Origin of the sequence: Marinomonas sp. SBI8L (genome assembly GCF_001624705.1) — a bacterium.
Taxonomy (GTDB): Bacteria; Pseudomonadota; Gammaproteobacteria; order Pseudomonadales; family Marinomonadaceae; genus Marinomonas.
Genome location: NZ_JSEO01000001.1, coordinates 232,400 through 255,623, shown reverse-complemented (window position 1 = coordinate 255,623; position 23,224 = coordinate 232,400). Strand labels below are relative to the sequence as shown.

The window sequence follows — 23,224 nt, the reverse complement described above, 5'->3', positions numbered from 1 at the left end:
GATGGTTAGTGTTAGCTGCGAATCTATATGTGCTTATGGAGCAGAGGCTGGCAGAGCTAACTTTTTGACCGCCCAATTATAAGAGGCGCAAAATTAGGTGCAAGCGCTGGGCTTGCTTTTCTTTAAATTGCCCCCATTTTTCCTGTCAATAGAGCCGACTTTATTACTTTTTCGCTTTTGTCCTAGAGTCAGTTAAGTGCTCATACCTTAGATCGCGAGTTTGGAGAATGAAAATAATGCTTACTGATACGCAAATCTTAGCTCAATTAGCAGAGCTTGAAGATAAAAATACCGGACAAGCCTATGGCGCTGTTTGGCAGCTTCTAAGTGATGATAAACGCCTTCATGTCCGCCTTTCTCTTGCTTATGCCGCATTGGGTGAACAGGCCGAGCTAGAGCAAAGAATCGCAAAGGCACTCAGTGATGATAGACAAATAATCTTGGATATCGATTTAGCTATAGAAGCTCATGCAACCCAAGGTGAGTTGGCTGGACTTAAGGGTGTGAAGAATGTCATTGCCGTTGCTTCTGGCAAAGGAGGGGTTGGTAAGTCGACAACCACAGTCAACCTTGCGCTAGCTATGGCAAAAGAAGGGGCAAAAGTCGGTATTCTAGATGCCGATATCTATGGTCCGAGTCAAGGCATGATGATGGGCTTTGCACCTGATACTAGGCCTAATGTCCGTGATGAAAAATTCTTTGTACCACCTATGGCTCATGGGGTACAAGTGATGTCTATGGCGTTTCTAACAACGCAAGATACGCCTATGGCTTGGCGTGGCCCTATGGTGACTGGCGCTCTAATGCAAATTATTAATCAAACAGATTGGGATGACCTTGATTATCTCTTTATCGATATGCCGCCAGGTACAGGTGATATTCAATTAACGCTTTCACAAAAAGTGCCAGTTGCTGGCTCTGTGATTGTCACGACACCACAAGATATTGCGCTTTTAGATGCAAGACGTGGTATTGAGATGTTTAACAAGGTAAATATCCCTGTGTTAGGTGTGGTTGAAAATATGTCTGTGCATATTTGCTCAAACTGTGGGCATCATGAAGCCATTTTCGGTGATGAAGGTGGTGCAGCCCTTGCGAAGGAATATCAAGTTGAGGTTATGGGGAAATTGCCACTCAGTTTAGATATACGCCAACAATGTGATTCAGGTTACCCAAGCGTTATTCAAGATTCAGATTCAGAAGTTGCTAGAATCTATCGTAGCATTGCGCGTAAAATAGGGGCCGGTTTAACAATTAAAGAAAATCAATTCAGCATGCCAACCATTGGTATGAGTGACGACTAATGCAAGTTGCCTGTAAGGCAACTTTTGTTATCAATTTAGGAAAACATAATGCGCTTATGCGATCGCGATATTATCGCCGCTCTTGATGAAGAAAAAATTATTATCACTCCAAGGCCAGATAACTCTGTTATCAGTGGTGTTTCTGTTGATTTAACCTTGGGTAATTCTTTTCGTATTTTTCACGGGCATCCAGCCCCATATCTGGATTTAAGTGGACCTAAGGAAGATTTAAACAAAGCGATCGAATCTGTGATGGGTGATGAAATTTTGCTAGATGATGGCGAACCTTTCTTTATTCATCCTGGTGAGCTTGTGTTGGGCGTGACAAAAGAGTCTGTCACTTTACCTGATGATCTAGTTGGTTGGTTAGATGGCAGATCATCTTTAGCACGACTGGGGTTAATGGTGCATGTAACAGCCCATAGGATAGATCCAGGTTGGAGCGGAGCCATTGTTTTGGAGTTTTTAAATGGAGGTAAATTGCCAATTGCTTTACGTCCTAGCATGACAATTGGTGCGATTAACTTTGAAACCATGTCAGGGGCTGCAGATCGTCCTTACAATAAGCGTGATAACGCTAAATACAAAGATCAAACATCGGCTGTTGGTAGCCGTATTTCTAAAGACTAATCTGGCCTAGTGTGAGGGCACATTTTTATGACGGAATCTTTGCCCTCATATCAAGGTATTAAAGTTAACTTGATTACAGGCTTTTTAGGTGCAGGTAAAACAACGCTAATCAAGCATCTTTTAACGCAAATCCCTAAGGGGGAGCGTTGGGCAGTATTAGTAAATGAGTTTGGTGAAATTGGTTTAGATCAGACGTTATTAGAAACTAGCCTTACCTCTGGTAAGTATAAAGCGTTATCTGAACAAGTTGCGATTAAACAAGTGGCTGGTGGATGTGTTTGTTGTGTTACATCTGCTGCTTTTCAAGTTGCTTTAAATGCTCTAATCAAGGCGCAAAACCCAGATCGTATAATCATTGAGCCGACAGGCTTAGGACATCCTCGTAATATACTCAAACAACTTAATGGGCCCCATTATCAAGATGTTTTAGATATTGAGCCTAGCGTATGCCTGCTAGATGCGCGTAATTTAGATGATGAAAAGTACACCTTACATCCTAACTTTATAGAGCAGGTGGCCATGGCGGATATTCTGGTGGCAAGTAAGAGTGAAACTTATCAGACTAATGATTGGCAAGCATTTGAGCGCTATTTAGAGGCTCTGGAGCCAGCTAAAACAAGGGTTGAAAAAATAGCTAATGGCCAGCTATCTTTAAGCCAAATATCTCTTGATCAAGCTGAATCTGCTTTACATACGATTCTTGATAAGAGTGAAATAAGTCTTGAGCACTCCCAGCATAATCACTCTCATCATGACCATGACCATGACCATGACCATAAGAGCCATTCTGAGAAAAAGACTCTTTCAAATCTTGATGCGCATAATCAAGAGGACTTTTATCTTAAGGTGTCAGATGATGGTTTAAATATGGCTTGGGTTTTTCCTCAAACGGCTGCTTTTGATCAGGCCTTGTTAGAGACTGTGCTTGAAAAGCTTAATGGGATGGAAAACATTTTAAGGATGAAGGGTGTATTTAATCTTGCTTCGGGTGCTTTATTATTAAATGCAACGCAAAGGGATTTTTCCCTTTATGCTAATGAGAAAAAACAGACAGAATCTAAACTTGAACTAATTCTGTCTGCAGATAGTGAAGAGCTGAACCAAGACCAAATTCAGTCTTGGGTGTTAAGCTTGCTCTGAGCTAAGGCTATTGAGGCCTCAGGTCTATTCTAACCTTTACTTTATTGCCTGGCGCTTCATAGTTTAGATCGTCAAAACTGAAGAGCTTGGCAATTGCTATCCCTCTACCATGAGGATCCGTAATACGCTCGTTATCAATTTCTAAAAACTCCTCCCAATCAAAACCTTCCCCTTGGTCGGTAATAATAATTTCAACCATATCTGAGTTTTTATCAATTTCTAAAGTGGCGTTTTTCTCTGAATTCTCATCGAGGGTGAGCCGTCTTTCGACTTCTTCTTCCCATTGGTCAATTTCCATTAAATGGGTTTTCTCTTTATAACTGATCCCCAGGTTGCCATGCTCTATGGCATTAATCATCAGCTCTCTTAAGCCAATTGGTGTATTGATATTATGGGGGAACATACTGCTCAAGCTTTCAACTAGGCAGTTCACATCATGTAGGGTGCGAAAGTTAAACTGACCTTGGTTAATTAGGCTAAAAGCATCAGCAAATTTGTCTTGGTTTTCAACTAAAGAGCGTATGCTGTTTAATTCGTTAAGCGCGGCTTTAAGAACCGAGAAAAGAACATCTTGTCCTAATGGTTTTGTGAGGTAATAAAAGGCACCAGCATTCAAGCCTTTTGAAATGGCTGAAGGAGCGCTTAAGCCTGAAATCATAATGGCCGGAACATGCTTATATTTATCCAGTTCTTTGGCTTTTTTTAATAGTTCAAGACCGTCTCCATCCGGCATAACCCAATCAAGCAGAAGTACATCAAACTGGTAATCATCGTTGGTTAAGTATTCCCAAGCCAGTTTGCTAGATTGTGCAAATGTAACTTGGTAATCAGATTCAGATAAATAGTGTTCTAATATCCTTAAGTTAATTTCTTCATCATCAACGGCTAGTAGGTGGGGGCGAATATTTGTCAAAGCGACGTCCTCATATATGTCTTAACCCTAATATAGACGCTTGGTATAAGCTTGCTCATCTTACTATGTTTATTCTTGTAGTTAAGTTTATAAATGAGCCATATTTGTTATGAAATTGTTATTGCTACTTGATTATCACTTGTTTTCAGTAGCGCATTTTTTACTCGTGTTTCTATTACTAAATAGTCAAATGGTTTTCGAATACAGTCATAAGCGCCATTTTCAATGGCAATAGAGGCTTCTTTTCGATATTGATCACTGTATAAAACAATCACTGGAATGTGCTTTGTGGCGCTAATTTCTTTTAGTTGAGCGAGGGTATCTAAACCGCTCATAAAAGGCATGAGTAAGTCTAATAGTATTAGGTCTGGATTATATAATTCGGCTTTTCGTATACCTTGTGCACCTGTCTGTGCACAAGAAATTTGGACTTTATCTCTTAAGAAGTTACCAAGAATTTGCAAACTGTTTTTGTCGTCATCAATAATCAAAACTTTTTGATCAGTATTCATGACAGGACCTCCTTGTCCTTTTGTAAGATTAAGCGTCTAAATAACTTACTTCTTCCAATAGTTCATTGCGGTAATGTACTTGATTTTTACCTGACTTTTTAGCGTCATATAATAAAGCATCAGCGGCATTCAAGAGCCAGTTTGGAGATAGTTTTTTACTTGGTTTACAGGTAACGCCACCTAGGCTAATTGTTAGGGTGTTGTTGTTAATACATTGGGCTTGCTCTTGTGTTGCTTGAATTCTGACATCTAGCTTTTCAATTTCTAGACGACAAGATTCAATAATCGTTTCTACATCAGAGGCTTTGGTTCCTGGCATAAGCAAGATAAACTCTTCGCCACCGTAGCGAGCTACTAGGTGGTCTTTATTGCTACTGATTGAGTTTATTGTGTTAGCAAGGGTTGAGGCTACTTGTTTTAAAACCTTATCTCCAGAAGTATGACCAAAACTATCGTTATGTAGTTTGAAACAGTCTATATCTATCATGGCGACGGTTAAAGGTTGCTCTTCATCTAAGCATTTTAGCCATTGTATTTTAAAGTCTTGGGTAAACTTACGGCGATTGGCGATGGCCGTTAGAGGGTCTATATGTACAAGCTCATCTAATAAAAGCCGTTGTTCAATTAATTTAAGCTGTAAGCCGATACGAGCTTGAACAATATCTGAGTGAAATGGCTTATGGATATAGTCACATGCACCTAGTTGGAATGCATGTGCCTCATGGTTTGTCTCACTTAAGGCACTAATGAAAATAACAGGAATCTCATTGGTACAGGGGTTTTGTTTGAGGATTTCCATCACCTCAAAACCTGTCATAACTGGCATAAGTATGTCGAGAATAATGAGATCAGGCTGAAAACGTTTGCTAAGGTCTATCGCCTCAGCGCCATTTTTAGCGCATAAAATCTCACAATCGCCTCTATCATCAATAATGCTAGTGAGGAGGATACGATTGATCTCTTCATCGTCAACCAGAAGTATTAGGTGCTTTTTATGAAAAGACTGACTCATATTAGATATCTCTATCATTTCTAGACAGGTTGTTTAGAAGTTGTTCTGCTAAAGCTGATGCTTTTTCAAACTCAACATCTTCTACCCAGTCAACTAACTGCTTAACTTGTACCTCTAAGTGACTACCTTTAGCCAGTGTTAGTAGCGTTTGCATATCTTGCTCAACACTAAAATCAGAAGAATTTAGGAGAGGTAATATGCTGGTTAAATAGTCTTTTAGTTTTATATCTATCTGTAGCTTACCAATTATCGGATCAGAATCGCTTATTGCATCAGATATTTCTTGTATCAGCAGTTTTAGTGGTCCAGTAATATTATCAAGTAGGCCTGTTAATAAAGACTCAGCTTCATTATCAAGGTCACTCGTTTTATTTTTATATTGTTCTAATTCTTTTTCTAATATGGCACTTTGATCGTATAAATCTAATGCGCCTATATAGATAGCATTCGACTTTAAAGAATGTACCTTAATGAATAAGGTCTCAAATTTCCTTTGATTAAACAAGTCATTCAATTCATTCTCTAGACCAGAGTTATCCTTTAAGAAGCTTTTTACTAGCTGAATATAGAGTTTATGTTGCCCTTTTAAGCGAGCAAGAGCCTCTTTAGTCGATAACAAACTTATGTTTTCAAGCTTTGTGATTTTAGTTGTTAGCTCTTGGTTTGCTTCTTCTTTTTTATCAAGAGTATCTAACTTTATTGGGTCTGGCTGGTTCTTTTCTTTAATCCATGAGGAGAGTATTTTAGCCAAGCTTAAAGGGTCTATCGGCTTGGATATATAATCATTCATACCAGCATTTAAACACTTTTCCTTATCAGATGCGGTTGCATGTGCTGTCATTGCAATAATAGGGAGGTCTTTCCATCTTGCATGCTCTCTTATTTTCTTGGTTGCCGTAAAACCATCCATAAGAGGCATTTGAATATCCATGAAAACGAGATCGTAATCTTGCTTTGTGAGTTTCTCTATCGCTTCTAATCCATTTACAGCTAAATCAATATTAGCTAGCGTTTCTTTTAATAAGCCCTGAGCAACTTGACGGTTTAGGGCGTTATCTTCAACGAGTAAGATTTTTCTACCTTGATAGAGTTGAGGCGATTTAGTCTCTTTAATCGCTTTTGAGGTAATAAGCCTTATGTTTTTATCTGCAAAGGTTAACAGAATTCTAAAACCAAATGTAGAGCCTTTGCCAGGTTCACTATTAACCCAAATCTCCCCTTTCATTAATTCAATGAGTTCTTTAGAGATAGCAAGGCCTAATCCAGTCCCACCATATTGGCGTGTTATGGAGTCATCGCCTTGGCTAAAGGAGTTAAATAATTGGCTAATTTGTTTTTTATTCATACCCACGCCTGAATCAATCACTTCAAACTTGAGTTGTGCTAAACCTTGTTCATTTGGCTCTAAATGAATGTGGATGTCTACTTTCCCAGAGTGGGTAAACTTCACAGCATTATTTGCTAAATTAATGAGTATTTGTTGTAGCCTAAGTGGGTCACCTTGTAATAATGGAATGCCTTGTTCGTGGTTGTAAATGTTGAGAGCGAGTCCTTTTTCTTTAGCCTTGATTGAGCAAATAGACGTACTATTTTCAATGACTTCGTTTAAATCAAATGGAATAGATTCTAATGATAATTTGTGAGCTTCAATTTTTGAAAAATCGAGCACACTATTTATTAAACCTAATAATACTTCTGCTGATTCAAGAATTTTATTGAGATAATCTTTCTGTTCTAGATTTAATTGGGTTTTTAGCGCCAAGTGACTTAAGCCTATCACCGCATTCATTGGGGTCCGGATTTCATGGCTCATAGTTGCTAGAAACATGGATTTAGCTTGATTAGCTTCCTCTGCCTGTAATTTAGCTAAGTTTAGTTGTTTGGTTCTTTTATTTACTCTGTCTTCTAGGTTTTGATAAACCAAAGCATTGTCGATAGATATAGCGGCCTGACCTGCCAGAATATTTAACACCTCTAAACGATCTTTAGTAAATGCCCCAGATATTAAATTATTTTCAAGATATAGAATTCCCATCAAAACACCTTGTTTTAAGATGGGGTAGCAGAGTAATGAAACTGGGCTTTGCTCTTGGATGTAAGGATCTATTGCATAATCAAGACAAGTACCGGCGTTATCTAAAATCACAGGTGTGCGGGTGCGTTTTACATAAGTCAGAATAGACTTAGGTAAGGTAGAGCTTTGTAACTCTTCTGAATTAAAGTCTATCAGTGTGCCGACAGGAATACGTTCTTCGTCATGACTATCTTTATTAGCGAACTGATCGTTTATCGCTGAAGCCTGTACACTCCAATTGTCATCCGTATTAAGGAGAAGTTCGCCAGACTGTGCGCCTGCTTCTGAAATAATGGTCGACATTAATTTAGTTAGAAGTTGGTCAATCTGGATCTCGCTGGAAATGATCTGGGCTGATTTAGTGACTGATAATAGATCGAGTGAGCTTCTTTCAAAATTACGAGTGTTGAGCGTATTTGTATGTGGTCTTGATGTTTGTAATTTGAGTTCGGGATAGGCTTGTTGTAACTGAATCGCTTTATTTTTTGCACCCCAGTTGAGAAAGTGAGTGTAAGCTTCTTTTAAATAGCTCAGTGCAATAGTCTGCTTGCCTTTTCTAAACCAAAAGCGACCTGCAAGCTCATTTGCGATACCTGTATGGTAAATAAAGTCACCTTCACTAGCGCCTAAAATAGCATCATCATATAAATCAAGTGCAGCTAGAGTGTCGCCTTCTAAACTCGCCAATTCTGCATCAATTAACTTTAATTTAAAGCCAAAGTTAACCTCACAGTTATTTGCCCAGTTTTGCATTTTATCTCTGTTTTCAGCAATTTTAAGCTTCATTTCTTGTTGTTTAGAAATATCTAAAGCATCAGTTTGACATACTTGGATTAAGCTCAATGTTTGTAAAAAGCAGTGTTCTGAAATGCTGAACCAGCCAAATGTTGCTGCAAGCGTTTTCTCTGCTTCTATAGAGAAGTCTAATGCTAAGCTGTAGTGGCCTAAGATAAAGGCTTCCATCATCTTGCTAAAATGATAATAGTTAAGACAGAGTATATGATTAGAATCAATAAGAGTTTGCACAAACTCAGATTCATTAAAGTTCTCATCATCCCAACTTAAATCTGTTTTGCTTCTGCCTTGTAATAGGTTGTTGGAGCGCATAAGCATTTCGTGCACTTCCATTGTATTTGGATCGGCTAATTTTTGTATGACACCACTAAGTTGTTTGCCTTCTTCCTCAATAATATTAAGAGGTTGTCCACTGAGTAGCATATGTTTAAGAATATGGAAGGCGCTGTAACTAGCAAAAACGATTTCACCTGCTTCTAACCCTGCTTTAAGTGCTTTCTTGAGGTAATTAATATTGCTCGGTAAGTGAGATGACCAAGGACTATTCGTGACACCAAACATGGTATAAATTTTACAGGTTAAGGGTGAATACGGACTACGTTTCACTAAATCGACAGCCAGTTTGCCAAACTCATAACCTTGCTGGTAGTGCCCCATAAATGCGGCCAACATGGTGCCATAATTGACATAACCAAAGGCAGACATGTTTGAGTTACCTTGCTGAATAGATAGCTTCACCATTTTAACAACAGCTAAGGTGCTCATATGCAGTTTTACATTAATTGCAGGCCCCCAAATGTGACCAAAAAGATCCATTAGCACGAGGGTTTTGGGGTCTTGCATTGGAGGGAGTTCAAGCAAACTTTCTATACTTTTTGCTTCAATAAAGGAAGCTATTTCAGAGAGCTCTACGCCCATTTGTTGTTGTAATGCTTCATCTTCTTCGGGCCAGAAAACACCCAATAAACGAATGCCTTCAGAGCCTGCGCTAAGAGCCTGATCGAATTGGCCTAGACCTGCATAAAGCTCGGTTTTAAGCGCTAGGATTCTGGCTCTGTCTATGTCTTCTATTTTGTGTTTTAAGATAAAGTCACAGGCTTTGTGAGCGGCATCGAAACGCCCTGCTAGGTGTGCTGCTTCTGCTTTTTCTTTATAAAAATTAAGTGCGATCTGGTAATTATTATGCCAACAATCAGCAGATAAGAATTGAATACCATGCTCAAGGTAATTAAGTGCAGGTACATAGGCATTGGAATCTTTAGCCTTAATTGCTGCTCTCAAATTCAACTTTATTAGGGAGTGAAGCTCCTCTTTATCACCACTAAAGAGAGATTGGGCTAGATTGAAATGATGAAGAATATTAAAGAGTTGGTCGTCTGAATTTGGGCCTTGTTTTTCTAATAAGTTTTGACCAAGTTCTAGATGAATTCGTTCGGCATTTACTTCAATACCAATGTTGTAGGCCGCTTGCTGGATGTTGTCATGACAAAAGCGGAACTTAGGGTTACTGATTTCTAGTAGTTCACTTTGTCCAAAAGTTCTGTAACTGCTATCTATTGCTTGAATAAAGCCATGGTCAATACAGACTGATAGGTGTTGTGCGCAGACTGCAAGAGGCTGTTTAATCAACATGCAGAGTGTTCTGAAGTCAAATGTGGTGCCGATAAATGCCGCCAGCTTGAGTGATTTCTGACAGGCATAATCGATTTTTTCTATCTTGCTAATCATAAAGTCAGCAACATTATCGGTAACTGCCCAACTTCTAATTTTATCTATATCCCAATGCCAACGCCCCTGTGAGGGATTGAAGCTAATGAGTTTTTGATCGTAAATCGAGTAGAGGAACTGGGTTAAGAAAAAAGGATTTCCTAGTGTTTTTTCATAACATAGCTCTGCTAATGTGTAAGTGTCTTGCGCTGGCAAAGATAAGGTTGAAGCAATTAATTGATTGACTGAATTTAAATCAAGAGGCTGCAGAGGAATACGGACGATGTCTTTGTCAGTTTTACCTATCTCATTTAACGTTAAGTTTAATGGGTGGGCCTTGCTAATTTCGTTTTCTCTATAGGCTCCTATAATAAGCAGGTGATTCGAATCTTCGTCGCTTAAAATAGTTTCTATTAGATTAAGTGAGGCTGAGTCTGCCCATTGTAGATCATCAAGAAATAATGCAATGGGAGAGTGCTTATGGCATATGGTTTGAAAGAATATTTTTAATGCAGAGTTAAATCGACTTTGAGACTCACTGCCTCGGATGACGTCTGGTTCAGGAACTTCATCAAAAATGAGGGCTAAGCTTGGTATAAGGTTACTGATTAATTTTAAGCTATTGCCTAAAGCAAGCGTTAAGGCTTCACGCCACTGACTGACAACTTTTTCGTCTTGGCTTAGTATCTGATTAACCCATTGATTACCTGCCTGACTAAATGCAAAGTAGGGAATATCACGACTATATTGATCAAATTTACCTGATATAAAATGGCCGTGTTTAGCAACTACATTTTTATGTACTTCGTTGACTAAGGATGACTTTCCTGTCCCTGCATAGCCTGTCACTAATAACAGGCTTGAAGCACCAATGCTTGCTTTATTAAAGGCATTATTTAGTTTTTCAGCTTCTTTCGTGCGTCCACTAACCGTTTGAGTTACTTGGAAGTTACTTCTGATATCTTGCTTTGCAATATCAAAATCAGCTAGCTCTTGCTGATTCTCGAGTTGATCAATGCATGACTTTAAGTCTGCTTTTAAGCCAAAGGTACTCTGATATCTTTCGTCACCTGTTTTCGCCATGAGCTTTAATACAATATTGCTGATCACCTTGGGGACATTAATATTAAGGCTCGTTGGTGAAGGAGGAAGTTGGCTTAAATGACTATGAATAAGCTGAATTGGATCCTTGCTAATAAAAGGTAACTGGTTAGTAAGCATTTCAAAAAGCGTAACGCCAAGGGAGTAGAAGTCTGCACGATAATCTAAGGGCCTATTCATTCTGCCTGTTTGTTCTGGCGCGGTATAGGCGAGAGAACCTGCATGAATACTATCTGCAATTTGTGCATGACCTGATTTAGAGGTATTGGTGCTAATACCAAAATCAATGAGCTTTGCTGTTTTATCCGACAGGTTCCAAAGTATGTTATTGGGATTAATATCACAGTGAATGAGGTGCTTACTGTGAATATCCTGAAGAGCGCTTGCAAGATCAAAAGCAATTTTCAAACTATCAATAATAGAAAGCTTTTTATCTTTTATCAGGGAGGATACAGGCGTGCCTTTACAATCTTCTAGCACCATATAGAGTGTATGGTTAGACCTTTCTAGATTAAAAGCCTGTCTGATATGCTGACTTTCTTTGAGAGATTGAATTATTTCAAATTCTTTTCGATAGCCTGCCATTAATTCTGGGGCAGGAGATTTATCCCTGATGACTTTTAGTATGACAGATTTAGCGTCGCTTATTCTGATTGCACGATATATAAGGCTATTAGTCCCTTCGTGAAGTTGAGTTTCAGTTTTATATTCGGCTAATTTAATCAAGGATAATCCTCTAATTTACTGATAAAGCGACATTTATTTTCGTCGAGTTAGATTTCTAGCACACTTCTATTCAAAATTAAATTATTGAAATTGAAGATAAGTTCATCTATTTCTAAATACGGTAATTAATAATGGAAACAAGGATTTAATTATTGAGCTTAGACTAACTATTTTAGTAGATAAATGAAGTTATTCTTTTTATTAGATATTGAGGAAGTTGTGATGACGGATGTAAGGAAATTAGCGGTACTTGGCGGTGGTGTGGCGACTATCACCAGTTTGTTTGATTTGACCAGTCAGCCGGATTGGAAAGAAAAGTATGATATTACTCTTTATCAAATGGGGTGGCGCTTAGGAGGAAAAGGGGCAAGTGGCCGTAATCTAGAAGATCACGGTAGAATTGAAGAACATGGTATCCATGTGTGGTTTGGCTTTTATTATAATGCATTTAAATGTATGCGTGCTTGTTATGAAGAGCTGGATAGACCCAAAGATAAGCCCTTATCGACCCTCTATGAAGCATTCACGCCTCATCACTCAACCGCTTTAGCACAAGACTTTAGGCATGACTGGTCCGTTTGGCCGGTTAATGTGCCACCATTACCTGGCAAGGTAGGTGAAGGGGCTGACCCAGTTGATATCTTGGAGGCCTTGTCTGTTTTAATTAATTGGTTATTAAAGCAGGCTGAAAAAGAGCCAGAGCCATTAGATGAAGATGCTAATTTCTTCGACTTTATTTCTCATGTTAAGGATGAAGTTGAAGATTACTTTGAAGATGAGATTATTTTGGCCGCCGTTAAAAAGCTAAAAGTGATCAAAAATGGTTTGTCTGAATGTGCGACCCAAAAGGATAAGAACAAATTTGATAAGCTTATTAATGAGATAATTTGCATTATGGAAGATGTTAGGGAGACCTTAACTGGGCTTCTTTCTATTCCTGCTAGATTGAATTTAAAAATTAATCGAATTTATACCAGTTTAGATTTTGTTTTAACTATGGGAATTGGTGTTTTAAAAGGTGAGCTTTATGTACCTGGTGCATTAAGTAAAATTAATGACCAAAACTTTAAGGACTGGCTAACTTCATGGGGGGCAAGTGAATTAACGACCTCAGGTCCTTTGATGAATGGCATGTATGGCGGCTTCTTTGCTTATAAAGATGGAGATTTATCTCAGCCAAATGTTGAAGCTGGTACTGTGATTAAAGCGGGTTTATGGGCAATCGTGGCGGTAAGAGAATCGTTTGTCTGGCGTATGCATGCTGGTATGGGTGATGTGGTTTTTGCTCCCTATTATGAAGTGCTCAAACGTAGAGGTGTTAAATTTAAGTTTTTCCATCAAGTCGAAGAAGTTTGTGCAATTGAAAAAGATGGTAGGCATTTAATTAGTGAAATTCGAATAGCGCAACAGGTCCCTCTTAAACAAGGTGTTGATGAATATTGCCCTTTAGTGGATGTTAAAGATTTACCTTGCTGGCCTTCGGCCCCTTTATATAAGCAAATAGAGCCAAGTATCGCAGCTAAGCTGATCGAAAATGATATTAATTTAGAATCCTTCTGGAGTAATTGGTCTGAACTTTATGATCAGCCTAAAATTACGCTAAAAATGGGTGAAGATTATGATCAGGTGATATTTGGTATTTCTGTGGCTTCAATTCCGTCAGTTGCACCAAGTTTAATGGCTTTAAATCCTGTGTTTAAAGATATGGTTGAAGGGCTCTCAACGGTCGCTACACAAGCGTATCAGGTGTGGCAAAACCAAGATATAGAGTCTCTAGGTTGGCCAGAATATAAAGAAGGTGAAGAAGCGCCAGAAATTCTTGGTTTTGATTCACAGCCTTTGGACTCTTGGGCTGATGTAAGTTATTTGGTTAAAAGAGAAGAGTGGCAGGCAGGAGACCCTGATTCACCTAAAGATATTAGTTATTTTTGTGGTGTGTTTGCACCTGATACTGCGCCAAAAGCACCAGATCCTTCTTATCCAAAATCGCAAAAGGCTAAGGTTGAGGCAGGGGTAAAGGATTTTATGCTAAATCGAGTGGGGTTTTTATGGCCTAATGCTAACCCTCAAGAAGGTGTGTACAAATGGGAGTATTTGGTTGCGCCTAGTAAAATGAAGGGTGAGGAAAGGTTAGATGCTCAGTATTGCAGGGCGAATATTGATCCAAGTGAGCGTTATGTTCAATCAACAGTAGGTACAACCAAATTAAGACTAAAAACCGATGAGTCTGGTTTTGATAATCTATTGATTACAGGGGATTGGATTTTAAATGGATTTAACATGGGGTGCGTTGAATCCGCTACCATTTCAGGCTTGCAGACGGCAAGAGCTGTCAAAGGTGAGAGTTATGGTATCTTTGGTGAAACCTTATTTGATTAAGATTTAACTATGATTAGAGGCTTAATATGAAATCATATTAAGCCTCATTTTTATTTTGCTACAGCTTATTTCGTTATTTCATTAGCTTGGGGTTTTATTGGGTAAGGGTAGCAGGGCTCTTTTTCTTCTAAGTAGCCAGTGAGGAATGGTGCTTGATCATATTTTGCGGCAGCTGCATACATTTCTTTTATATGTGGTTTGATTATCCAGTCATCTAAGATTTTTACCCCAAAATCTTCTAGTTGGAAGGCATCTTTAATAATTTCTTTTAAATCAGGTTTCTCTTTCCAATCTTTAATTATATCGAAAAAAACCTCTTTAAGAGAAAGCTCATCGCCTTCAATGATAGCTAAATCATCTTCAGTTAGTGGGTAATTAGTTGGATAAAAGTCTGGTAAACTGGTTATTAATTTAACCGAAAAACCTCTAGGGTCTGCTAATAGTGAACCTAACTCTCCAAAAATAGTGACATCTTCAACCATGGCTTGAGCAAACAGAAGTCGATATAAAATGATGTTAAGAAACTTCTGCTCTATATCATTTTCTTCTCTGGCATCACTCAAATAATACTCGAAGGCATTAAGAATCGTGGTGTTATGAGCTTTGTACCAATGCTCAGCCGTTGGTTCATTAAGATAATCTAACCAAACCTGAACAGGGACTGGTAAATCAGCTTGGATGAGCTTTTCATCAAAAACTTTACCTGCTAACTCAGAAAAATAGATAAACCTCAAATTAACGTTACGCCACCAAGGACTACCTGCTTGAATAGGATTGTTAAGCGGGTTAAATACACCTCGATTAATTTCCCATTTCAAAAAGGCAATTTCAGAGTCGCCATAATTATAGGGGTCGAGTAAGGTTGAGCTTCCATGGTTGAGGTAGAAGTCTTGTCTTACTTTGAGCCTTTGTTGAGGTTTGTTTTCAATGTCTTGGCAAAGTTTGGCGACTTCTTGTTCTAATTGAGCATATGTTTTCATCTTATCCCTCTTTTTCCATTTGATGATTGATATTTCTATATGAGTTGTTTCTAAACTAATATTAATCAGGATAGTGAGAGGGTCAAATTTATGAACTCTTATTCAGAAAGTATTATTAAAACTTATTTAAAGTATTTTGACCTTTTATTTATAATTTTAGTTAAGAGTGCAAGCCGTACTAGATGCTTTTAGGGCATTAGATACCAGTGGTTCAGCGATGGACTTTAAGTTTCGTTTGTTAAAGTTTTGAACGCTATTTTTGCTTTATATAAAGTTATTTAAGATGGATGTTCTATTTGATGAGATGCATCGTATGCTTATGAGAATATTGAAGTGATAAATTGGGTTTTAGCTAGGCTCTTTAAGCTGTAAAAATATGACAATTACGCTTATTCAAAAAGCTTAATATTTATACTATGCATATTTTTGTTACTAATCTTGGTAGCTTTTGTTATTGAGAGAATTTGAAGAATAGCCGAATCTGTTAGTCATAGTTACCCTGTTGAAATGTAAATGGGGACAAATGAAAAAAACAATAAGAGGTCAAGGCCATGCCTGAGTATAAAGCGCCATTGCGTGATATTAAATTCGTAACAGAAGAAGTGTTGGATGTTAAAAGTCATTACGCCAACCTGCCGGGAGCTGAAGAAGCTACTCCTGATATGATCGCTGCAATACTGGAAGAAGGTGCTAAGTTTGCTGAGCGTGTTTTATCTCCGCTAAACCGAGTTGGTGATCAGCAAGGCTGTACTTTTAAAGATGGTGTGGTAACGACACCAGAAGGCTTTAAAGATGCTTATCAGCAATATGTTGAGGGTGGTTGGCCATCTCTTCCTCATCCTGAAGAGGTGGGTGGACAAGGTCTTCCTGAATCTCTTGGTTTGATGGTGACAGAAATGATTGGTACTGCGAACTGGTCTTGGGGTATGTACCCAGGTCTGAGTCATGGTGCTATGAATACACTTGAATCTCACGGAACCGATGAGCAAAAGCAAACATACTTAACTAAGTTGGTGTCTGGTGAGTGGACAGGAACCATGTGTTTGACTGAGCCTCATTGTGGTACAGATTTAGGTTTGCTAAAAACTAAAGCTGAGCCTCAAGCTGATGGTTCTTACGCTATTTCAGGTACAAAAATCTTCATCTCAGCAGGTGAGCATGATATGGCTGACAATATCGTGCATATCGTTTTAGCACGACTTCCTGATGCACCTGCTGGAACCAAAGGTATTTCTCTTTTCATCGTACCAAAATTTAATCTTGATGATGCTGGTGAAGTGGCTGATCGTAATGCGGTAGCTTGTGGCTCTATTGAGCATAAAATGGGGATTCATGGTAATGCAACCTGTGTCATGAACTTTGATGGCGCTAAAGGTTTCTTAATCGGGCCTGAAAATAAAGGCTTGAACTGCATGTTTACCTTTATGAATACGGCGCGTCTAGGTACAGCACTTCAGGGGTTGGCTCATAGTGAATGGGCTTTGCAGAACTCTGTGTCTTATGCTCGTGACCGTTTGCAAATGCGTTCTCTATCTGGCCCTAAAGCACCAGAGAAAGCGGCTGATCCAATTATTGTTCACCCTGATGTTCGTCGTATGCTATTGACACAAAAAGCCTTTGCAGAAGGTGGTCGAGCTATGATTCATTATTGCTCTATGCTGGTGGATATCACTAAAAAAGGCTCGCCTGAAGATAAGGCTCATGCAGATGAGCTAATGTCTCTTCTAACCCCAATCGCAAAAGCTTTCTTGACAGAGACAGGTTATGAAGCTGCAAACCTAGGTATGCAGGTTTATGGTGGTCATGGCTTTATTTCTGAGTGGGGGATGGAGCAAAACGTACGGGACTGTCGTATATCTATGCTTTATGAAGGTACAACAGGTATCCAAGCACTAGATTTACTAGGTCGTAAAGTTTTGATGTCTCAAGGTAAGACGCTAAAAACCTTTACTAAGATTATCCACAAGTTCTGTAAAGAGCATAAGGGTGATAAACGCTTCAAGCCGTATATCTCTACTTTGAGCAAGCTTAACAGCGAATGGGGTGATATCACTCTGAAAGTAGGTATGAAGGCTATGCGTAACAAAGATGAAGTGGGTGCGGCATCTGTTGATTACCTAATGTTCTCTGGTTATGTTGTTCTAGCATATTTCTGGGCAAGAATGGCTGTGACAGCACAAGTTCAGCTAGATGAAGGTTCTGATGAAGAAGGTTTCTACAAGTCTAAATTGCAAACTGCAACCTTCTATTACGATCGTATCTTGCCTCGTACTCGCTCTCATGTTGAAGCGATGCTTTCGGGCTCTGATAACCTATTGTCGATTGATGAAGAAAACTTCGTTTTCTTATAAGTTCTTAATTAATATGAAAAAAACCTTACTTTCAAGTGTTTTGAGAGTAAGGTTATAAACAGATAAATATGTAAGAGGTATATATGAGCAATTCTAAAGTAGTTTTTGATTCAATGATTGAACGTTTTGATGCAGAGGAAGCAGATGATATGGAAGCTGTTTTTCAATTCGAACTAGATGATGCTGATGACTATCATATTGCAATAAATGATGGTGCTTGTGAGCTTGCAGCAGGCGAGCATGACGACGCTACCGTTACCTTGTCTATGGATCTTGAAACACTTAAAGATATTATGAGTGGTGAGCTAGATGGTATGGCTGCTTTCATGCAAGGTAAAATCAGAGCTGATGGTGACATCATGCTTGCGACAAAATTGAATCAAATTTTTCCTCAGTAATTTGATTGCCAACTCATACCATATGAGTTGTAAAACCCAACGTTAATAAGCTAACGTTGGGTTTTTGACATAAGCACTTTCCCCAATATAAAAAAAACAAAGCGGAGCATTAATATGCTGACAGAAACTGAGTCTTCACTTCATAAAGAGCCTGGTAGTTGGATACCAGAATCATTAAATCCACATAATTTTCAGTCTGTTACAGAAGTATTGAAAAAAAGCTGTAATGACTTTGCTGAGCTGCCTGCATTTAGCTGCATGGGTCGAACCATGAGTTTTAGAGAGCTAGATGAAAAATCCAACCATTTTGCGGCATATCTGCAAAATGAAACAGATCTTGTACCTGGCGACAGAATTGCTATCCAATTGCCTAATGTTTTGCAATATCCTGTTGTTACTTTTGGCGCTTTAAAAGCGGGTCTAATAGTTGTAAATACTAATCCCTTGTATACCGCTAAAGAGCTAGAGCACCAGTTCAATGACTCGGGAGCTAAGGCCTTGGTTGTATTTGCTAATATGGCAAGCACAAGTGAATCAATTTTGGCAAAAACAAGTATTAAGCATGTTTTTGTGACTGAAATAGCGGACTTTCATCCGCAACCTAAACGCTTATTAATTAATAGTGTTGTTAAATACCTTAAAAAAATGGTCCCAGAATATAGTCTGCCGATGGCGAAAAAGCTAAACGATGCTATTGCTAAGGGACAAGATTATCAGGTTAAGATTATAGATAAGAGTCCTGGTGATATTGCAGTTTTACAATATACTGGTGGTACAACGGGTGTAGCTAAAGGCGCAATGCTAACTCATGCTAACCTGATATCTAATATGCACCAATTAGGTGATCGCCTTGATGCACATTGTATTAAAGGTGAAGAAACCTATGTTGCACCTCTTCCTATGTATCATATTTATGCCTTTATCATTCATGGCCTAACCTTACTTGAAAAGGGTGCTCAAACGGTTCTTATTCCAAACCCTAGGGATATCCCAGGTTTTGTAAAAGAATTAAGTAAGTGGAAGATTACTGGCTTCGTTGGCTTAAACACTTTATTTGTGGCGCTTTGTAATAATAAAGATTTCCAAGCATTGGACTTCTCTGCTTTGAAAATAACAGCATCAGGTGGAATGCCTTTAACTCATGCAGCAGCAGACGAATGGGAAGCTGTGACTAAGTGTAAAGTGGTTGAAGGCTATGGATTAACTGAAACTTCACCTGTTGTGTCTTTCAACCCTCCAGGAGAGCAGCAAATTGGAACCATAGGTATCCCAGTTGCAGAAACCATAGTTAAAATTTTAGATGATGATGGCAATGAAGTACCTCAAGGTGAATCCGGTGCTCTTTGTGTTTCTGGACCTCAAGTTATGAAGGGGTACTGGAAAAGAGAAGCAGCAACACAAGAGATTATGGTAAATGGTAACTTTTTAAACACGGGTGATATTGCTTTAATCCAAGCTGATGGTTATCTGAAAATTGTAGACAGAGCTAAGGATATGGTGATTGTCTCAGGCTTTAATGTTTACCCTACAGAAATTGAAGATTGCTTATGCTCTCATCCAGACGTTCTTGAAGCTGCTGTTATTGGGATTCCTGATGAAAAAACAGGTGAAGCGGTTAAAGCCTTTGTTGTTCTTAAAGGTGATGATGTGCAGTTTAATAGTAAAAAGCTTCGCAACTATTGTCGCGAAAGCTTAACGGCTTATAAAGTGCCTAAAATCATCGAAGCGAGAGAAGATTTACCAAAAACTAATGTGGGTAAAGTTCTACGTCGTGCCTTAAGAGATGAAGAGGTTGCTTAGGCTGTGAGTTTGTCATCAAGCTCCTCCATTATTAATCAAGCAGAAGCTGATGAGCCTGTGGTGAGAGAGTTAAAGCATCGCAGGCGAGTCATTAGTGATGGCTACCTTAGAAGTGATGAGCTTTGGGAGGTTGAAGCTCAGATGCAAGATATCAAGGCATATGATGTGTGGCGTGACTTTGATGGAGAGCTTGTAGCTCAAGATACACCATTTCACGATATTAGCGTACGTATCGCTCTTGATGACACATTTGTCATTAAGGAAATAGATGTTTGCATTGATGCTCACCCTTTTCCTAATTGCCATGAGATTGCGCCAAACTTTAATAGCCTTGTTGGCACATCAATTACGTCTGGTTGGCTATCTCATGTGAAGAAGGAGTTTAAAGGTGTTGCTGGTTGTATTCATGTTCTAGAGCTCATGCCTGTGGTTGCAACCACCGCTTTTCAAATGATGTGGTATCCATTAAGTGATAAGTACCCTGAAAGAGCTAAATTAGCGATTAATTCTTTTTCTGATAACTGTCATGGGTGGGCTGAAAAAGGGCCTATGATGACTAAAATTAGACAGGGTAAAGTCGGTTAGTTCTTATATAGATTGATTGTTACGAATGAATACTCATGCCATTTAAACGTGTCATGAGTATTTTTTTGCCCAGAAAATAAAAAAACAAAATGGAGCTTAACGTGGAAACACTAATTCTTGAAAAAATTGAAAATGGTATTCAGACATTAACGATTAATCGATCAGATAAAAAGAATGCGATTACGCTAGATATGTATTTGGCTTTAACGCAAGCACTCAATAGTGCTAAAAAAAATGATGATGTTAGAGTGACTTTGATAACAGGTGCTGGTACAGACTTTAGTGCTGGTAATGACTTAGCAGAGTTTGTAACGCTCGCTCAAACGCCAGATAAGTTAAATACAACATTTGACTTCCTTCATACTATTGCAACTTATCCAAAGCCCTTGGTCGCAGCTGTTGAAGGAATGGCAGTTGGTATTGGTGTCACCATGCTTCTACATTGCGATTTGGTTGTCGCAAGTCAGTCAAGCACGTTTATTCTACCCTTCGTTAAATTGGGTCTAGTGCCTGAGGCTGCATCTAGCTTACTTATTCCTAGTTTAGTAGGGCATCAGAGGGCGTTTGAGCTTTTGGTGTTAGGTGAGTCTTTTGATGCAAATTTAGCCCTTGAGTTAGGTTTAATAAATAAATCATGTGATCTTGGTTCAGCCTATGAAGATGCGTTATTTTATGCCAGTAAGCTGTCTGTTTTGCCGACACAGGCAGTGCAGTTAAGTAAGAGACTGTTGAAGCAACCAAAAGAAGATAGTGTGCAACTGAGCTTGGCAAGAGAAAGCCGTGTGTTTAAGGAAAGGCTGACCTCTCAAGAGGCAAGAAATGCTTTTATGGCGTTTCTTAATAAAGCTTAATATGAAGGTTTTTAATATTAGTTATATTTAATTTGGTGAATTAATAATCGACTTCTGGGTGTTTTCGACACTTATCTATCATGTTTAGAGTGAGTGTTTTCAAGGGGTGAATTGTATTTGAAGATTTTTGTTAGTTAACTGTGGCTTTTTTGTTATTGATGAAAATTTGTCAGAATTTAGTATTAAGTACAAATGACGACCATCCAAATTAATAAAGTATTAGGGTGCTTGTAAGTTCTAAACTTGTTTTGAACTTAGTTTAAAAATAGACACGAGGGGCGTATGAAAGTATTAGTCGCAGTTAAGCGCGTTGTTGATTACAACGTCAAAGTAAGAGTACAAGCTGACCACAAAGCAGTCGAGCTTGCTAATGTAAAAATGTCTATTAACCCATTTTGTGAAATAGCTGTTGAAGAAGCTGTTCGCTTAAAAGAAAAAGGCATAGCAACCGAAATTGTAGCTGTTTCAATTGGTTCGAAAGGTTGCCAAGAAACATTAAGAACAGCGTTAGGTTTAGGTGCTGATCGTGCGGTTCAAATTGAAACTGAAGACGGTGTTGACTCTTTGGCTGTTGCTAAGCTTCTAGCGGAAGTTGCTAAAACTGAATCACCAGATCTAATTATTCTCGGTAAGCAAGCAATTGATTCTGATAACAACCAAACTGGTCAGATGCTGGCTGCATTGCTTGATATGCCTCAAGCAACATTTGCCTCTGAAGTTGTGGTTGAAAATGGTGAAGCACAAGTTACCCGTGAAATTGACGGTGGACTTCAAACGCTTGCTGTGAGCTTACCAGCAGTCGTAACCACAGACCTACGTTTGAATGAGCCTCGTTTTATTAAGTTACCAAATATTATGAAGGCTAAGAAAAAGCCTCTAGATGTTAAAACGCCTGAAGAGCTAGGTGTTTCAACAGCATCTAATGTCAATGTTATTTCTGTGACACCACCTGCAGAACGTCAAGGTGGCATTAAAGTAGGCTCGGTAGCTGAGCTTGTAGAAAAATTGAAAAATGAAGCGAAGGTGATTGCATGAGCATTTTAATTATTGCAGAACATGATAACGCGAACCTAAAACCAGCTACTTTAAATACGTTAGCTGCTGCCACTCAAATTGGTGGAGATGTTGATCTTTTGGTTGTTGGAGCTAACTGCCAGACAGTTGCTGAGCAGGCCTCAAAGGCGGAAGGTGTTTCACGTGTTTTGTTAGCTGATAATTCTGTTTATGAATATCAGTTGGCTGAAAATGTTAGTAAATTGGTTGTTGAACTATCTGAAGGTTATAGTCACATTTTAGCGCCTGCAACAACAACTGGTAAAAATATGCTTCCTCGTGTTGCTGCTTTACTTGATGTTGCTCAACTTTCTGATGTCATCAAAGTTGAAAGTGCTGATACCTTCGTTCGTCCGATTTATGCTGGTAATGCGATAGCTACGGTGCAATCAAACGATACCGTTAAGGTTATTACTATTCGTGCAACTGGGTTTGATCCTGTTTCAGCTGAAGGTGGTAGTGCAGAGCTAGTGACACTTTCTCAAGTAATTGCTTCAGATAAGAGTCGTTTTGTTGGTGAAGAGCTTGCGGAATCAGATCGTCCAGAACTAACAGCTGCAAACATTATTGTTTCAGGTGGTCGTGGTATGGGAAGTGGCGACAACTTTAAAATTCTTGATGGTGTTGCTGATAAGTTGGGCGCTGCTGTTGGTGCATCTCGCGCAGCAGTTGATGCTGGTTTTGTACCCAATGATTTACAAGTGGGTCAAACAGGTAAAACAGTGGCTCCCGATTTATATGTCGCAGTTGGCATTTCTGGTGCAATTCAGCATTTGGCAGGCATGAAAGATTCCAAAGTAATTGTTGCTATCAATAAAGATGAAGAAGCGCCAATTTTCCAAATTGCAGATTATGGTTTAGTGGCAGATCTTTTTGAAGCTGTACCAGAGTTAGAAAGCGCGTTGTAAGCGAT

General features: G+C 38.9%; 16 protein-coding genes. 11 read left to right on the top strand and 5 right to left on the bottom strand.

The genetic code is table 11. The features are described from left to right. Positions 1-236: 236 nt before the first annotated feature. Genes apbC through OA91_RS01105 form a run of 3 tightly spaced genes read left to right on the top strand, consistent with a single transcriptional unit; the run spans position 237 to position 3,074 of the window. On the top strand, positions 237-1,304 hold the full coding sequence (apbC, locus tag OA91_RS01115; protein WP_046018870.1) for an iron-sulfur cluster carrier protein ApbC: 1,068 nt from the start codon (positions 237-239) through the stop codon (positions 1,302-1,304). 48 nt (positions 1,305-1,352) lie between these two features. Then, positions 1,353-1,934 (top strand): dCTP deaminase, encoded by a 582-nt coding sequence (gene dcd / locus OA91_RS01110; RefSeq protein WP_063338404.1) that lies wholly within the window; start codon positions 1,353-1,355, stop codon positions 1,932-1,934. A gap of 27 nt (positions 1,935-1,961) precedes the next feature. Next, the gene (locus OA91_RS01105) at positions 1,962-3,074 is read left to right on the top strand and encodes a CobW family GTP-binding protein (protein ID WP_063338405.1); all 1,113 of its coding nucleotides are present in this window, start codon (positions 1,962-1,964) and stop codon (positions 3,072-3,074) included. A gap of 7 nt (positions 3,075-3,081) precedes the next feature. Here the strand turns inward: OA91_RS01105 and OA91_RS01100 are convergent, their stop codons facing one another. The 4 genes from OA91_RS01100 to OA91_RS01085 all read right to left on the bottom strand — a co-directional run bounded on the left by OA91_RS01100 (position 3,082) and on the right by OA91_RS01085 (position 11,914). Then, positions 3,082-3,987, bottom strand: a complete 906-nt coding sequence (locus tag OA91_RS01100; protein WP_063338406.1) for a response regulator — start codon at positions 3,985-3,987, stop codon at positions 3,082-3,084. Positions 3,988-4,094: 107 nt separating this feature from the next. Beyond that, complete coding sequence (locus tag OA91_RS01095; protein ID WP_063338407.1) at positions 4,095-4,499, bottom strand: response regulator; 405 nt, start codon at positions 4,497-4,499, stop codon at positions 4,095-4,097. Between the two features lie 28 nt (positions 4,500-4,527). Next, positions 4,528-5,511, bottom strand: coding sequence for a GGDEF domain-containing response regulator (locus OA91_RS01090; RefSeq protein ID WP_046016093.1), 984 nt, complete (start codon positions 5,509-5,511; stop codon positions 4,528-4,530). Position 5,512: 1 nt separating this feature from the next. Next, positions 5,513-11,914 (bottom strand): protein kinase domain-containing protein, encoded by a 6,402-nt coding sequence (locus tag OA91_RS01085; protein WP_063338408.1) that lies wholly within the window; start codon positions 11,912-11,914, stop codon positions 5,513-5,515. A 183-nt stretch (positions 11,915-12,097) separates the two neighbouring features. On the opposite strand from OA91_RS01085, the gene OA91_RS01080 reads away from it, so the two are divergent. Further along, a complete protein-coding gene (locus OA91_RS01080; RefSeq protein WP_063338409.1) occupies positions 12,098-14,293 on the top strand; it encodes an NAD(P)-binding protein in 2,196 nt (731 codons plus the stop codon). Between the two features lie 65 nt (positions 14,294-14,358). On the opposite strand, the gene OA91_RS01075 is transcribed toward OA91_RS01080, so the two are convergent. Continuing rightward, the gene (locus OA91_RS01075) at positions 14,359-15,273 is read right to left on the bottom strand and encodes a hypothetical protein (RefSeq protein ID WP_063338410.1); all 915 of its coding nucleotides are present in this window, start codon (positions 15,271-15,273) and stop codon (positions 14,359-14,361) included. A 551-nt stretch (positions 15,274-15,824) separates the two neighbouring features. Between OA91_RS01075 and OA91_RS01070 the strand changes: the two genes are divergently transcribed. The 7 genes from OA91_RS01070 to OA91_RS01040 all read left to right on the top strand — a co-directional run bounded on the left by OA91_RS01070 (position 15,825) and on the right by OA91_RS01040 (position 23,219). Continuing rightward, on the top strand, positions 15,825-17,624 hold the full coding sequence (locus tag OA91_RS01070; protein ID WP_063338411.1) for an acyl-CoA dehydrogenase C-terminal domain-containing protein: 1,800 nt from the start codon (positions 15,825-15,827) through the stop codon (positions 17,622-17,624). 83 nt (positions 17,625-17,707) lie between these two features. Further along, positions 17,708-18,022: an SCP2 sterol-binding domain-containing protein gene (locus OA91_RS01065; RefSeq protein WP_046016096.1), complete on the top strand. Its 315-nt coding sequence runs from the start codon at positions 17,708-17,710 to the stop codon at positions 18,020-18,022. Positions 18,023-18,136: 114 nt separating this feature from the next. Beyond that, complete coding sequence (locus tag OA91_RS01060; RefSeq protein WP_063338412.1) at positions 18,137-19,822, top strand: AMP-binding protein; 1,686 nt, start codon at positions 18,137-18,139, stop codon at positions 19,820-19,822. A gap of 9 nt (positions 19,823-19,831) precedes the next feature. Then, positions 19,832-20,407, top strand: a complete 576-nt coding sequence (locus OA91_RS01055; RefSeq protein ID WP_231870278.1) for a DUF2889 domain-containing protein — start codon at positions 19,832-19,834, stop codon at positions 20,405-20,407. 101 nt (positions 20,408-20,508) lie between these two features. After that, positions 20,509-21,258 (top strand): enoyl-CoA hydratase, encoded by a 750-nt coding sequence (locus tag OA91_RS01050; protein WP_082827724.1) that lies wholly within the window; start codon positions 20,509-20,511, stop codon positions 21,256-21,258. Positions 21,259-21,540: 282 nt separating this feature from the next. Next, positions 21,541-22,293, top strand: coding sequence for an electron transfer flavoprotein subunit beta/FixA family protein (locus OA91_RS01045; protein ID WP_046016099.1), 753 nt, complete (start codon positions 21,541-21,543; stop codon positions 22,291-22,293). Beyond that, positions 22,290-23,219 carry an electron transfer flavoprotein subunit alpha/FixB family protein gene (locus OA91_RS01040; protein WP_046016100.1) on the top strand — a complete coding sequence of 310 codons (930 nt, stop codon included), beginning with the start codon at positions 22,290-22,292 and terminating at the stop codon, positions 23,217-23,219. The genes OA91_RS01045 and OA91_RS01040 overlap by 4 nt, the downstream gene beginning before the upstream one ends. The last annotated feature ends 5 nt before the right edge of the window (positions 23,220-23,224 follow it).